The organism is Planktothrix mougeotii LEGE 06226 (genome assembly GCF_015207485.1).
Lineage (GTDB): Bacteria > Cyanobacteriota > Cyanobacteriia > Cyanobacteriales > Microcoleaceae > Planktothrix.
This window is the reverse complement of sequence record NZ_JADEWU010000024.1, coordinates 38,049-54,202: the sequence shown is the minus strand read 5'-3', so window position 1 is coordinate 54,202 and position 16,154 is coordinate 38,049. Positions and strand designations below refer to the sequence as shown.

Sequence of the window (16,154 nt, the reverse complement as noted above, 5' to 3'; positions counted from 1 at the left end):
TGGCAAACTGGAAAAGAGCAAGTTAAACCCAAAATCACATAAACTGAATTCCGATTCAATGCCTCAACGTTGTTCATTTTGATCAAGAAGCTGAAATCATCACTTAAACACTTATGGATAAGACTTCTTCACCCTCTTCTATTCTAATCGTTGCCGGAATGCACCGTTCAGGAACCTCTTTGACGGCTTCCTTGCTGCAAAATTTAGGCGTAAATATTGGTCAACAGTTAGTCGGTGCTGACTATGGAAATATTAAGGGTCATTTTGAAAATATTAACTTTGTAGACTTCCATAAATCGATTTTTAAAAGTCATAATATTGATGAAATTGGATGTGTTTTTACAGAGGAAATATCTCTTACAGAACAAGATATAGAAACAGCTAAAAAACTGATTGAAATTAATCAAGATCTTGATACGATTTGGGGATGGAAAGATCCGAGAACCACATTATTTTTAGACTTTTGGCATGAATTATTGCCCCAAGCTAATTTTATTTTTGTTTATCGTTCTCCTTGGGAAGTGATTGATTCTCTCTATCGTCGGGCTACGGATGCAACCTTACTGGATCACCCCGAACTTGCCCTCCAAATGTGGAACTATTATAACCGTAAAATTTTAGAATTTTATCAAAAACATCCTGAACAATGCCTTTTAGCTAATGTTTATACCATTGGCAATCAAACTGCCGATTTTATTCAAGCCATTAATCATAAATTTAAACTCAATTTACCCTGTGAATTTTCTAATCAATTTGAACCCTCTTTATTAGTCAATCGGATTCTAGCAACTCCTAAACCTTTATTTATTAAAGCCTATTTTCCTGAAGCGATAGAACTTTATCAACAATTAGAAGCTGCTGCGTATCCCTTAAGCAGCCGTTTAAGTACCTCAGAATTAGAAAGTTTAAATAAACCCTTATCCACTGACTGGATGTTTGAGGATTGGGCAAAACTTCGGAAGTTAGAGAAATCTCAATCTATTTTAGCTAAAGATTTAGATATTTTGCTCAAAGATCGGGATATTTTACAAAGCGATATTGAACAATGGCAAGAACGATTTCAAGATGCGGTTGAACGTTTAATTAAAACCGAAAATCAACTGGGTCAAACTCAGCTAAAACTCAATGGTGTAGAATCTCAAGCGCAAGAAGCCATTACTAAATTAATTCAGACAGAAGAGGAATTAGGAAAAACCCAAGGAGAATTGGAAGGGTTTAAAACTCAATTTCAGCACGCGGTAGAAAAACTGGTGACAACCGAAGAAGAACTCGGTAAAACCCAAGGACAATTACAAGCTTTAGATGCTAAATATCAAGAAGCCTTATTGGGTTTGATTAAAACAGAAACAGAACTTGGACATACTCAATTTGAACTGCAAAACTTTAATATTAAATATGAAGACTTAAACATTCAATATCAAGACGGACTCACCAAACTTTTAGCCTTAGAAGAAGAACTCGGTAAAACTCAACTAAAATTATTGGGAGCAGAATCTCAATTTCAACAAGCTTTAAATAAAATCTTTAGTTTAGAAGACGAACTCGGCAAAGCTCAACAAGAAGTTTCCGCCATGAAGTCTTCTAAATTCTGGAAACTTCGCAATAAATGGTTAGGCGTTAAACAACGTTTACGAAAATTTCGCCGGAGGTTTATTCATTCCATTGATTTTCCCCTCAATTGGCAATTAACAGGATTTACCGACAAGTTTTTGAATATTTCGGGTTGGTGTTTTTACACCGGAAATCAACCGTTAAAAGCGATTCGTGCTAAAATTGGAACTGATATTTTTAGCGGACAATATGGGATTGAACGGGAGGATGTTGCAGAGCTTCAACCCAACTATCCTCAAGCTCAAACATCAGGATTTTATTTACAAATTCGCGTTCCTCAAGGCAATTCTTTAGTCGAATTAGAAGCTCAAGATAGTAGCGGAAAATGGACTATTTTTGCCCGTTATCCTTTATCTGTTTCAACGTTAGGGGCATCTTTTGATGTTCCAGTGCAATGGGAACAACGACAAGGACAAATTTTATTTGCAGGATGGTGTTGTCATCCCACCCATCACATTACTCAACTGAAATTAATCTGTGGAAATCAGTGGGTAATTTGTGCCCATGGCTTACGTCGTGTCGATGTGGGGCAAGTATTTCCCAATTGGGTTGGAAGTGCAGAAAGTGGGTTTGAAGCGTTAATTGATATTCCCTCTGGAAGTTGGCAAATTACCTTAGAAGCACAACTAGAAACCGGAGAAACCCTCACCTATAATTGCCCTCAAACCTTACAAGTTTCTCGCTATGGATTATTAGAAAAAAGTACAATAAAAGTCAAACAAATTTCTCGTTATAGTACCGCAATTCAACAACGAATTAGAGAACGAAAACAACGGTTAGGTCGCTTGTTACCCATGCCTTGGGAAATTCCGGCAATTATTCGCCAAATGCGCCTCATGTATCGGCAAACAAATGCCCCTCTTGGTGATGTTTTGCCGCCTCAAGGATTTGAACTTCCTCAACCCGTTGACGCCTATAATGCTTGGTTAGAAGCCAATCAATGGACAGAACGCAGTTTCAATCATTTAAAAACTCGATTATCTGCTTATTCTACTGAAATCTTACCTAAAATTTCAGTGGTAATGCCTGTTTATAATCCCCCTATAGAATTTTTAGAAAAAGCCATTCAAAGTGTTATTAATCAAGTCTATTCTAATTGGGAACTTTGTATTGCTGATGATTGTAGCACTAATGCTCAAGTGGCAGAATTATTAAGTCAATATGCAGCCCAAGATTCTCGAATTAAAGTCATTTTTCGCACCGAAAATGGGAATATTAGTGCGGCTACCAATAGTGCAGCGAGTCAAGCAACGGGGGAATTTATTGCATTTTTAGATAACGATGATGAATTAACCCTGGATGCTTTGGGGGAAATGGCATTATATTTAATCCAATATCCTGAAACAGATTTCCTTTATTCTGACGATGATAAAATTGACCCCAACGGGAAACGATTTGCTCCTCAATTTAAGCCAGACTGGTCGCCTCAATTGTTACTTTCCTATATGTATATGGGGCATTTGTTAGTGGTTCGTTGGTCGATTTTTGAGCAATTAGGCGGGTTTAGAATTGGATTTGAAGGGTCACAGGATTATGATTTTGCCCTGAGAGCAACGGAAGTTTCTCGCCACATTGGTCATCTGCCTTTAGTCTTATATCATTGGCGCACAGCACCGGGTTCAACAGCCGTTTCTGGGGCTGCGAAACCAGCCAGTTTTGATGCGGGAAAACAAGCCATTCAAGAAGCCTTAACTCGTCGTCAAAGTGCTGGAAAAGTTTATCAACCGAATTGGGCAAGTGAACTAAAGATAGGCATTTTTTCTCATCAATTTCCTGATCAAGGGCCATCTGTAGCCATTATTATTCCGACGAAAAATCAGCTTAAATTACTACAAGCTTGTGTGGAATCAATTCAAAAAACAACGTATCAAAATTATCAAGTTGTTATTATTGATAATGAAAGCGATGACTCCAAAACCTTAGAGTATCTGAATAAAATCAATACTTCTGAAAAAATATCGGTTTTAAAAATAGCAAATAATGGAAAGTTCAACTTTGCTGCTATTAATAATCAAGCCGTTGAACAGACAAAAAGCGATTATATATTATTCCTGAATAATGATACTGAAATTATTAATCCCCACTGGTTAAGTCAGATGATGGGTTATGCTCAAATGCAGGGTGTAGGAGGAGTAGGAGCACGATTAATTTACCCCGATGACCGCATTCAACACGCTGGAATACTGCATGGACTTCATCATGGTTTAGCAGGTCATGCTTTTAAGTTATGCCATCGTCAAGATTTTGGGTATTTAGCTTATTCTAAAGTGGTGAGAAATTATTCGGCTGTTACGGCGGCTTGTTTATTAACACCCCGTCAATTGTTCTTAGATTTAGGGGGATTTAATCAAACGGATTTTGCCGTTGCTTACAATGATGTTGATTACGGTTATCGATTATTTGAAAAAGGTTATCAGTCGGTTTATTGTCCCGATGCTGAATTAATTCACCGAGAAGGAACCAGTCGTGGCTATAAAGATGACCCCAAAGAAGTAGCAAAATTCCGTCGTCAATATGCTAATAAAATCGATCCTTTTTATAATCCTCATTTATCCTTAGCCAATGAGTGGTTTCAAATTCAACCCCGACGGTATCAGTTTAAATTAACCCAGAAAAAAGCACCTGTTCCTAAAGTTTTAATGTGTAGTAATGAGTTGGAATATACAGGCGCACCCTTACATCAATTTGAAATTGCTGTTAAATTAGCTTCCGAAGGAAACCTAGAACCTGTTATTTTCTGTGTCAATGATGGGCCGTTACGCTATGCTTATGAACAACAGGGAATTCGAGTCATTATTCGAGAACATCCCTTAGCTAATCTTTATCAATTAGATACCTATCATGAAGCTATCCAAGGGTTAGCAAAAGAACTGGAATTAGAGCAATTTGATGTGGTTTATGCTAACACCTTAGAAACCTTTTTCATGGTAGATTGTGCGAAACAAAAGGTTGTTCCTTCTGTCTGGAATGTCCATGAAAGTGAACCTTGGCAAACTTATTTTGATGGCTTAGGTTCAGAGATTGCGACGAGAGCATTAGAGTGTTTTCAGTTTCCCTATCGGGTAATTTTTGTAGCGGATGCAACGCGAAATCTTTATCAACCTTTAAATAGTTATCACAACTTTACGGTTATTCATAATGGTTTAGATATTGAACGGTTACTGAAAGCCTCAGAACAGTTAACAAAATCTGAAGCTCGAACTGAGTTAAATATAGCAGAAGATGAAATCGTAATTTTGTTACTGGGAACCGTTTGCGAACGTAAAGGACAACAGGATTTAGTCAAAGCATTGCCTTTATTATCTCCTCAATATCATAGCAAAATTCGCTGTTTTATTGTAGGCGATCGCCCAAGTCTTTATAGTACAAAATTAGCGCAATTAGTCGCTCAACTTCCTGATAGCTTAAAAGACCGATTAACAATGGTTTCAGAAACCCCAGAAACCGCTCAATATTTTCTAGCTGCGGATATTTTCGTTTGTACGTCTCGAATTGAAAGTTATCCGCGAGTGATTATGGAAGCTATGGGATATAACCTACCGATTATTACAACTCCGGTATTTGGAATTCCTGAACAAGTGCGTCCTGAAATTAACGGTTTATTCTACACTCCCAACCAACCGGAAGAATTAGCAAAATCTTTAACTATTCTATTAGAAAATCAGGAATTAAGACAAGAATTTGCAGACAATTCTCGCTATGTTTTAGAGTCTCTAAATACCTTTGAACAAATGACTCAAAGCTATTTAGAAATTTTCCAAGAAGCCTATTTTATTAATCCTTATCCCCTTGCTGAAATTCCTTCTGATTCTCAATCTTTAGAAGTGTTAGATGTAGAGGTGGAGATTATACAACCTTCTCCTGAACCAGAAGAAAAGAATTCTGAACCAGAAATTAATAATCCTGAACCCCAAATTATTGAACCCCAAATTATTGAACCCCAAATTATTGAACCCCAAATTATTGAACCCCAAATTGCTGAACCTCAAGCTAAGAATTATTGGGAAACTAACCCAACCGCAGCAGCCAGTCAATGGGTTTCTAATCCAATTATTGCTGAAAAAATTCATCAACGAATGTCTGGCGGTCAAACCAAGAAATATTGGTTACGGTGGTTAATTGAAGATTATTTTGTGGGTCAAACATTTAATAATCTTATCTCCTTGGGATGTGGCATTGGCAACCATGAAATTTTAATGGCAGAATTAGGATTTGCTCAAACAATTGATGCGTTTGACTTCTCGGCTTCTTCCTTAGAAATTGCGCGACGAGATGCAGAAAATGCGGGTGTTTCTGTTAACTTTTATCAGGAAGATTTTAATACCTTTACCCTCAACCCAGAGATTAAATATGATATTGCATTTTGTTCGGGTTCTCTCCATCATGTTCGAGAATTAGAGCGATTTTTAGAAATTGTTCATAAAGCGTTACATCCCCAAGGATATTTTATTATTAATGAATATGTGGGTGCAAATTATTGTATTTACAATAAACATCAAGTTAAAATGATTAATCGTTTGTATCAATGTTTCCATAAGTTAATCCGGTCAGGAGTTATGGAGAATAAATTTATAAATCCCAGCATCCATCAAGTCTTTGCCACTGACCCCTCAGAAGCGGTTCGTTCTGAATTAATTTTACCGTTTATTGAATATTATTTTGATATCGAATTGTTTAATCCTTTTGGAGGCGGAATTCTCCATCCTTTGTATCCTTTATTAGATCATAATCAATTTTTGCCCGGTGATCCTAAAGGAGAAACGATTATTAAACTGCTGTTAGAATTTGAACAAATATTAATGGAAATTCCAGGAGGATTAGAATCAGATTTCTGTTTATGTGTATTACGTCCCAAACGCTTCTAAGGATTTGAAGGGAATAGAAAATCTATTCCCCTGTACACTGTTATAACTTTTTGATAATCGTAATGAGTTCATTCCCGTTATCAAAAATTTTTTCTAAAGACAAAGGAAAATTTAGCTGCTTTTTTAACGTCATTAAAAAATCAATGAAATCTTTACCTGTCCACACATGAAAATGGATACTTAAATCCTGCTTCATCAATTGCTTAACCATCCATTGCGCTTTCGTTTCGTCCTTTTCTTTTTCCACCAATTCAACCCATTCTTCATAATGATATTGCCTAGACCATTCGGGGCCTTCGTAATAATCTTTTAATAAATGTTCAATCGCAGTAACCGGACGATCTCGATCAAAACAATATTGTTTTTCAGGAACCGCTAAATAAAGAATTCCTTCTTTTCTAATGACTCGCAATAAATTCTGAATCGTTAGAATCGGGTTTTGGCAATGTTCAATAAAATGATTGGCAATCACAAAATCTTGAGTTTCATCCTCCAATGTTCCTAAGAATTCACCATCATCGATAATATCTACAGGAACTAAATCAGCATTTTCTAATTCAGAATAATGTTTTCTTAAGTTAGGAACACTCATGCGATCCACATATTTAACATGAGCAGATGCAGGAACCTCCAGAGGATGATTTAAAGCTCCCACTTCAATTCCATTTCCCTGTAAATATCTGTTGGCAAAAAAACGCCGAAAAATATAAAGTTGATCAACGATTTCAGTATCAGCAGTGAGTGTCATAATTGTGATATCCTCAATGGGGAAGTTTGAATTGATATTAAATTCTTTGCCAATTCATAACCGAAACAGTAAACCAGTTAGAGTATAATCTAAATCAGTGATCAGTTTTGTCGTGTTAGAGTCCTGACCAGTTAACAATTGACGATTAACGGTTGACAGACAACTTAATTATACTGATTATTCAAAAGGAGGAGCATCACCCTTGATTCAAACAAGGACAATCTATTTTGAACCTCTTCCCCCACCCCATTTTATCATTATTGGGGTACAAAAAGGGGGAACTAATTCTCTGTATCATTACTTATGTCAACACCCTCAAATTGTAGCAGCAACTCAAAAAGAAATCCATTTTTTCACCTTAAATTATGATCAAGGTTTAGATTGGTATCAGTCTCAATTTTCCCCGGAGGCGGAGGGACAACAGATCCTTACAGGTGAAGGTTCTCCTTATTACTTATTCCATCCCTTAGTTCCTCAACGGCTATATGAGTCTTTCCCTGAAACTCGATTAATTGTATTATTAAGAAATCCAGTTGATCGAGCTATTTCCCATTATTATTGGGAAGTGACGTTAGGATATGAATCCTTATCTTTAGAAGAGGCGATCGCACAAGAAGCTAAACGACTCCAAGGAGAAACTGAAAGAATTTGTTCAGAGGTTAATTATTTTAGTTTTAACCATCAACATTATTCGTACCTTGCGCGGGGACTTTATGCAGAACAACTGCAAAGATGGATGCAGTTTTTTCCCAGAGAACAATTCTTAATCCTCAAAAGTGAAGATTTATATTCAGATTCTGCAAGAGTTGTCAATCAAGTGTTTGCCTTTTTAGGACTCCCGGATTATCACTTATCCAGTTATGATAAATACAATGCTAATACTTATGTAAATGCTAACCCAATCATTCGTCAAAAATTAGAAGCCTATTTTCTCCCCTATAACCAAAAATTAACACAGTTACTCGGTGGAGATTGGAGTTGGGGAATCTCTGAATCTTCCTGTGATTTTCAGTCTACTTTATCACAGTCTCCTCAAAATATTAGTTCAACCTCTACCTTATTATCGGTGAAATCCATGACAAAAGTTGATTATGAATCCGCTTGGGATAATTATGCTAAAAATTGGCAAAGTACAAGCTCAGAAGAAGTTTATATTGGAGATGAATGGATTGGAGTTGCTGCTGGTGCTGCGAATTCCCTCGAAGAATATGAATCTTTAATCGAACAGAAATTTATTGCTCCCTATATTCAGAAACATCATCAAGTTTTAGAAATTGGTGTCGGAGGGGGTAGAACAGCCGCTTTATTATTGAACTATTGCGATCGTCTTGTATGTGCTGATATTTCTCAACAACTTCTGAATGCGACTCAAAATCGGCTGGGAAATGAACGAGTTTCTTATATTAAATTAGATGGTTTAACCTTAGATGGAATTGAGCCTCACTCCTTAGATGTTTGTTTTTGCTACGACACCCTAGTTCATATTGAACCGCGCGATATTTTTAACTATTTAACTCGGATTCCCGGTTTATTAAAAGGCGATCGCTTATGTATTTTTCACCATACCAATCTTTTAAGCCAATTAGGCTGGAAAAAATTCTTGCAAGACTGGGATAAAAATTTATTAGGAAAGCGACATGGAACCGCATTTTCCTTAATGACTGATAGCATCATGGAGAAATTTTTGACCCATTTAAACTATGAAATTCTTCAAAAAGATACTGAATCCGTACCCAGAGACTGTGTATGGATTTGTAAAGCTCCTGAAGTTCTGTAAACCTCAAAAAACACAATTTCTCTTACAATTTTATCTTTCAACCCTGTTATGAAAGCACTGTTTTTACACCCTAATTTTCCCGCCCAATACCGCCATATTATTACAGCTTTGGGTGCAGATCCCAATAATCAAGTTGTGTTTGGAACAAAAAATGAGCGTCCCGAATGGAATATCCCCGGAGTTGAAAAAGCCGTCTTTAATCCCAGTCGAGAAGCCAGCGCTGAAACCCATCAATATGTTCGGGTTTTAGAAAGTGCCGTATTACATGGACAAGCCGTATTTAGAATGGCAGAACAACTCAAAGCCAAAGGATTTGTCCCCGATGTTATTTGCGGTCATTCCGGCTGGGGGCCTACTTTATTTGTCAAAGAAGCCTTTCCGAATATTCCCTTATTGTGTTATTTTGAATGGTTTTATCATGCCGAGGGATCAGATGCTGACTTTGATCCGGCTGATCCCCTTACTGTTGATGATAAAGCTCGAATTCGGGTTAAAAATACCCCAATTTTAATTGATTTATATTCCTGTGATTGGGGCGTTTCACCCACCCATTGGCAACAGTCTCAATTTCCGTCCGAACTGCGACAAAAGATTTCTGTCCTTCATGATGGCGTTGATACCAGTTATTTTCAACCCAATCCTGGGGCAAAATTAGTATTACCCAATTTAGATTTATCCGGGGTTGAGGAACTGATTACTTATGTCGGACGAGGAATGGAACCCTATCGAGGATTTCCTGAATTTATTGAAGCCGTAGCTTATATTCAAGAACGTAGACCCAACTGCCATGTTGTGGTGGTGGGATCGGAACGAGTTTGTTATGGTAAACCTTTACCCAATGGGATGAGCTATAAAGACTATATGCTCAAAAAAATCCCCTTGGATCTGTCTCGAATTCATTTTGTAGGGCCACTTCCCTATGGCCAATATTTACAAGTGATTCAGGCTTCAGATGTTCATATTTATTTAACACGGCCTTTTGTCCTGTCCTGGTCAATGATTGAATCCCTATCAACCGGTTGTTTAGTCATTGGTTCAGATACGGCTCCCGTGCGAGAAGTGATTCAAGATGGAGTCAACGGCTTACTGGTGGATTTCTTCTCTCCTAAACAAATTGCAGATCGAGTTGATGAAGTGCTGGATCATCCAAATCGCATGGCTCAACTGCGAGTAAAAGCTCGTGAAACCGCCTTAGAACGTTATGATTTGAGCAAACTCTTATCACAGCATCTGCAATTGATTACAGAAGTAGCAAATCGCTCTTTTCCCGCAACCATTGGCCGAGTTGAACCCGGAATGGTTTTGCAATAGGGAGAGAACGAGATGTTATTTCTGTTGCTCTCTAAACGGGGGAACTTCTGATCATCTACTAATCAGAAGTTAATGAGGAACCTTTTTGTCTGGGAACCCGTCTGACAGGGTGAAGGAACTTAAAATAAAGTGCCTTTTCTGACTTCAGAGTGATGGCTTCAAGACAAACTGAGGGTCAACAACCCACTACTGACCTGAGTTATTGTTCAGTAGGGGCTTGAAATACAGCCCTAGTTGATCAGCCTAAGTCTTAACTGACTCCGTTATTTAGGTCACGACACCGGAGAATGCGTAGCTAGTTTTCCGCTCTGTCGCTGAGTATTAAACAGCCATTTGGGAGGCAGTGTACTCAGCCGAAAAAGCCTTGATAACATTGGCCAAGCTAACTTTACCCTAGAAATAGGAGGGGGAGAAATCCCCAAACCCAATTAAACGCCCTACCGAGGCGGGTCTAACCAGAACAATATCGGTAGCTTCTACCAGAAAGAGTGCGATTCAGGTATGCCAAGGAGAATCACCACTCTTGAGGCGCAATGGTTTTATGTTAGGGAAACAAATGATATGCAATATAGACCCCGACCCCCTTTCCAAAGATCCTTCGCCAGATCATGGCTAATCGGAGTAACGGTTTAGCGCATGGCTCCACGGAGAAGAAAGATGAAAATTTTGCCTATAAAATTGATCATAAACTCTAGCAGTCGAAACGGCTAGATCTATGTAGTAGACAAGAGTGATGATAAAGGACTAGACTTGCTGGAGACAAAAAGGTTAAACTACTGCCGAACAAGGTATGGTGTTTTCAGTAGTGTCTGTCATCCCAACAGAATCTAATGACATTATTGCAGAGGAGTGAAATCAAATGACAACAAATTTAGGCCCAGGGCCCCAATATTATGATCAGGATGTGGGCTTCGCCCCTAAACCCGATACCATTCTGGGTGAAGGTGGAAACGACACCATTCTCTCTTCGACCCTAGGTGGAAGTCTAATCGATGGTGGTGCCGATAATGATATTCTGCAAAGCAGAGGCCCTGGGGATACAGTTATCGGTAACACAGGTAATGATTCCCTCCGATCTCAACAGCTTCGCACTGTTCTAATTGGAAATGCAGGCCGTGACACCTTATCGGCGGATTTAACAGCCAGCCTCTATGGAGGGGTAGATAATGACTTTTTGATTGGTCAATCTAGTAATAATTTCCTCAATGGAAATAAAGACTCAGATACCCTGCTGGGTGGAATTCAAGGTGGAGATTTACTCTATGGTGGTCAAGGAGATGACCAGCTTGGATTTGTCAATGCCAGTGGCCAAAGTAATCTCACCGGTGTTGTTGTTGCTGGAGCGGTAGGCGGCAGTAACCAAGGAAATAACTATGTCTCTGGAGATAAAGGCAGAGACAGTATTGTTGGGGTTAATAACGGGGATAGCCTCCTCGGTGGTGATGATAATGACTCTATCATTGGTGTAGGTAGTCTGAACGTCTTGGATGGCGGTAGTGGAAACGACACCCTTATCGTTCAAAATCCAATAGCCACATTACAATTCTCTACAACTCCTGCTGTTGTTGGTCTAAGCCAAATTACCCTAACGGGCGGTGTGGGTGACGATTCTCTCTACGGTGGTATTGGTCGCTTTGCAGAGGGCCAGAACTACATGGATGGTGGAGACGGGAACGATACCATCCGAAGCTTTGCGATTCAGGATGCCCTGTATGGGGGTGAAGGCAATGACTTAATCACCACAGGAACCACAGATGTTTTAACCACTCAAGGTAGCACCAGCCAACCCGGTTTTGTAGGTGAAAGCACCCTGTATGGCGGTGGCGGAAATGATACTTTAGTCGCTGCCTTTAGTACAGATGTCCTCTATGGTGATGCTGGGAATGACAGCCTCTCTGGAAAATTCACCCTGTTAGATGGTGGAGATGGCAATGACACCCTCTACGGAGGAAATTGGACATTACCTGATAGCTCAGGGAGACTTCCTGTGGTTACCTTATCGGGTGGTTCGGGTAACGACTATATCTATGGCGCCTTAGGTTCAGTCGCGAATGTTTATAATGGTGGTGTCGGTGATGACACGATTATCTTTACCACAACCAATGATAGCCTCCTAGGTGAAGGTTCCTCAGAGGGTAATGACAACATTTCCTTTGTGGGTGGTTTAGCCTCTGGCGCTACCATAACGAGCTTTGTCTTATTTGATACCCTAGGCAATAACACCATTTCCGGTAGTGATGGCAATGATAGCATTGTTACCGGAAGTGGAGCAGACTTCCTGCAAGGGGGAAGCGTTGCCGTAACTGCGGGAACCTCCGTTGGTTTCGGAGATGACACCATTATCGCTGGTGGTGGCAATGACTACCTCTTCGGGGGTTCTGGACAAGACGTACTGTTCGGTGAGGACGGTGACGATACCCTGCAAGGTAGCTTCAACCAAGATACCTTAGTCGGAGGTGCAGGTGCTGATGTCTTCCTGTACCAGTTCAAATCCGATGTCAATGGTACTTTAGCTGACTTGATTACTGACTTTACGTCGGGTGAAGATAACATCTACTTCTCTCGTGGGGCTGGAGGCTTTGCCTTTGAGTTGCGTCCGGGTGTGCCAACCACTGAACTGTCTTTCGAGCAATTTATCGTTCTCGATACCAGTTACAATGGCGCGGCTGCCAATACTCAAGCACCAACAAATGTCGGCCCTGTATTGGTGTACGAGGAAACCACTGGAGCATTATGGTATGACTCCGATGGCGGTCTTGGAACTCCGGCTGATTTAGTTGCCTTCATGAAACAGCCAGACAATACAATTCCGACCCTGACCCGGACAGATTTTACAATCATTATCTAGGTTAGGTTGACAGATCAGGAGAAAGAGACGGGCTTTACACACTAACTTTTGAGTTCTATTCGCTTTTTCTCCCCTTTAATTTTGTCAATAGGTTAATAACAAAAAGACCGAGAAATTAAAAATTTATCTCGGTCTTTTTTTATAGATATAGTAGGCAACAGGTAACACCGGAGAAAAAGATTTTACCGTATAGATTTGCTGCATCAGTCTTTTTCTGATGCTACAGGGTTTGATAAGGACGGACTTGTTTCTGTAGTGTTATCTTCATCAAAATGTTTAACTTGTCGTCCTATTAAATTCAGAAAACCCGAACCAAAATGCTGAATTTCCAAAAAATTAGCGTGGGATGCAGTCGGTTTATAAAGTTTAAATGTTTTCATAATTCCTAGGGTTGCTGCACTTTCTAATGGCCCAATAAAACTACAATCTCGATCTAAAAAATACGGTTGTTTTGCCCAAAATTCCATTTGTTCAGCATTTAAAAAGAAACAACCCGAATGGGGATTTAAAGGACGTTTGAAAGAAACAGCCTGTTCCATGACTTTACCAATAAACTGAGGCTGATCTTGAATATTTTGAAAATTAGCCGTGATATGGGGTAAAAGATCCCCATCAATATAAGCCTTAATCACTTTACTGTGGGGAGAAACTTCGTAACGGTTTGGTTGTAAAAGACAGCTATTTCCTGTATGACGATTAAACCAATTTAACTTAACGAAAAACCAAGGATCATGCAGAATCAAATCATCTTCTAAATAACAATAATAATCATACTGACCCAAATATTCACGTAACACTCGATGGCATTCAAATCCCAGTAACATTGGTTCTGTTTGGGTCGAGTAATGCTTACAAAACGATGAAGGTAAAGGAATGTTAGCGAGTAGGTGATACTGTTGAGTGGTACAAATGACAATATCAACTTGATAATTGTGTTCTGTATTGACTGGAATTGTCACACATTGAGCAATATCAATCATGCAATGGGATTGACTATACAGTTCTCGTAAAGCAGTTAAGGCAAATACTAAAGCTGTAATTCTTGGACGATGATCTTTACTTAAAGAGGCGTGTTTTCCATCTCCATCAGGATTAAAAAAGTGAGGAATCGTAAATAAAATTCGCATAATTTACAACTGAATAATTTAAGTTTAATTGTTGCTATATTCTGGGGGATTATCTAAATAATTCAGGAACTCGTTGACGGAGTTCTTCATTCAAACTGGGTAACTGATCTCGCATTTTTAAATACCAGTCTCGTCGCTGTTGATAATGTTGGCAGAGTAAACGGTGATCTCCTACCCAATGATAGGCATTCATCGCAATTTTTCGTCGCAATGAAGTATTCATAATGAGTTCATTCAAATACATTTCAAATTGCTGGATAGTCCGATAAATTAAACCAGTTTCTTCGTGAATTATTGATTGTTCATATACCGTTGGACTTGCTAAAACCGCAACGCCATGACCTGCACATTCTAAAAACTTTAAATCCGATTTCATCAGATTTACAGGTGTCGGCATTAGAGGCAATAAAGCAATATCGCAACTTTGGAGAATATGATTATATCTATCATAACTGCAAAAGGGTTCAAATTCTTTCTCAGATATTTCTAACTGATCAAAAAACCGACGATCATGAATCACCTTGACTTGAACATGAGTTTGATGACGGAGTAAAACCCGATTTAAAGCTTCCATAATCGGTTGCCAATCCTGTTCTCGATTTAAGGCCCCAAAAAATAAGGTCACTCTTGAATTAGAATAGATTCGAGGGGGAGGTAAAGTCAACAAATGATTTTTGAAAATGGCAACATGGGGATTAAATTGTTGTAAAAATAAAGCTAAGGGTTTTGTAGAAGTTTGTACACCATGACATCCCCGATAACTGAGATAACGATGTTCAGCATACTCCCGTCTTCGTAAAGGATTATCATCAATTTCAGCAATCATTAAATAATCCTCTTTTAACAATTTTTTTAATATTTCTAAGTGATGCTCATAAGATAAAATTGTCCGTTGCCAAATAAAAACCTTTTCTTCTTCGGGTAAAATGGAACCAGTAGGAATTGATTTAGATGCAGAAATGGTTCGAGTTCCAGGTATTGTTGCACTCAATTGATCAGGTTCTAATACTCGAACGCGATCGCATCCTGTGGGAGCCATGATTGCCGTTTGAATTAATAAACGACGAGGAGGTTGAAGGGATTTTATAGCGCGAACCAGATAATATTCTGCTGCGGTTTGAGTCGCAAAACGATTAGCATCTAACCCTAAAGCTTCTCGAATAGGTTGAATTAAGTGAAGAAATTGTTGAAATTCATCATCTTTTTTTCCTCTAGTTTGAATTTCATAAATATATAAGCCAGCTTCCCAAAATAGGGTTTGAATAGCGTCTAAAGTTAATCCCCTCTGGCTCGTATCTTCTGGGCTTAAAATCCCTCCTTTTCCCTGGATTATCTTAATAATATTTTGCCAATATTGACTATTCGGAATATAAGCTAAAACTTGACCCCCCTGTTTTAACCATCGGGTATGATTCTGTAAGCTCTTTAAGGGATTTCTGATTTGGGGTAAGATGGAATCATAGATCAAACAATCTACTGTTCCTTCTTCTAATTCTAATGCGATTGTTTCTAACTGGTCGATTGAACTCAGGATGATTTGATCTAACCCTTTTGTGACCTCTGCACTGAATTCTGAATGGATTAAAATTCCCCAATAGAAACTTTGAGGATTAATTCGCTTATAATAAGAACCAGTTGTTCCTGTTAGACAGCCTACATCTATCAAGACTTGAGCATGAGGAGGTAAAAAATTCAGTAACTCCGACGGTCGTTCAACGGATTTCAAAGATGGACTCGGATTTAGGCTGTTATCACTGACTTCATCTGGGGTATCTTTATTCATAACTTTTAGACTTTTAGGGGAATAAGAGCTATTTTATAAATAACAGGTTTTAGGTCATACTTGCAAGTTTATTTCAGTATTCCC

Annotated in this window: 7 protein-coding genes; 4 read left to right on the top strand and 3 right to left on the bottom strand. The window is 38.8% G+C overall.

Annotation, left to right across the window (positions count from 1 at the left end):
* The first annotated feature begins 113 nt into the window (after positions 1-113).
* Positions 114-6,476 carry a glycosyltransferase gene (locus IQ236_RS12460; protein WP_193869552.1) on the top strand — a complete coding sequence of 2,121 codons (6,363 nt, stop codon included), beginning with the start codon at positions 114-116 and terminating at the stop codon, positions 6,474-6,476.
* A gap of 40 nt (positions 6,477-6,516) precedes the next feature.
* Here IQ236_RS12460 and IQ236_RS12455 read toward each other — a convergent pair whose 3' ends face one another.
* Complete coding sequence (locus IQ236_RS12455) at positions 6,517-7,224, bottom strand: methyltransferase domain-containing protein (RefSeq protein WP_193869551.1); 708 nt, start codon at positions 7,222-7,224, stop codon at positions 6,517-6,519.
* 202 nt (positions 7,225-7,426) lie between these two features.
* Here IQ236_RS12455 and IQ236_RS12450 point away from each other — a divergent pair, with 202 nt between their 5' ends.
* From IQ236_RS12450 to IQ236_RS12440, 3 genes are all read left to right on the top strand, one after another.
* On the top strand, positions 7,427-9,001 hold the full coding sequence (locus IQ236_RS12450; RefSeq protein ID WP_193869550.1) for a sulfotransferase domain-containing protein: 1,575 nt from the start codon (positions 7,427-7,429) through the stop codon (positions 8,999-9,001).
* A 48-nt stretch (positions 9,002-9,049) separates the two neighbouring features.
* The gene (locus IQ236_RS12445) at positions 9,050-10,312 is read left to right on the top strand and encodes a glycosyltransferase family 4 protein (protein ID WP_193869549.1); all 1,263 of its coding nucleotides are present in this window, start codon (positions 9,050-9,052) and stop codon (positions 10,310-10,312) included.
* Positions 10,313-11,171: 859 nt separating this feature from the next.
* Entirely contained in the window at positions 11,172-13,160 is a 1,989-nt protein-coding gene (locus IQ236_RS12440; RefSeq protein WP_193869548.1) for a calcium-binding protein, read from the top strand.
* Positions 13,161-13,363: 203 nt separating this feature from the next.
* On the opposite strand, the gene IQ236_RS12435 is transcribed toward IQ236_RS12440, so the two are convergent.
* Positions 13,364-14,287: a calcium-binding protein gene (locus IQ236_RS12435; protein WP_228041584.1), complete on the bottom strand. Its 924-nt coding sequence runs from the start codon at positions 14,285-14,287 to the stop codon at positions 13,364-13,366.
* Positions 14,288-14,336: 49 nt separating this feature from the next.
* Positions 14,337-16,070 carry a glycosyltransferase family protein gene (locus tag IQ236_RS12430; RefSeq protein WP_193869547.1) on the bottom strand — a complete coding sequence of 578 codons (1,734 nt, stop codon included), beginning with the start codon at positions 16,068-16,070 and terminating at the stop codon, positions 14,337-14,339.
* Between the last annotated feature and the right edge of the window lie 84 nt (positions 16,071-16,154).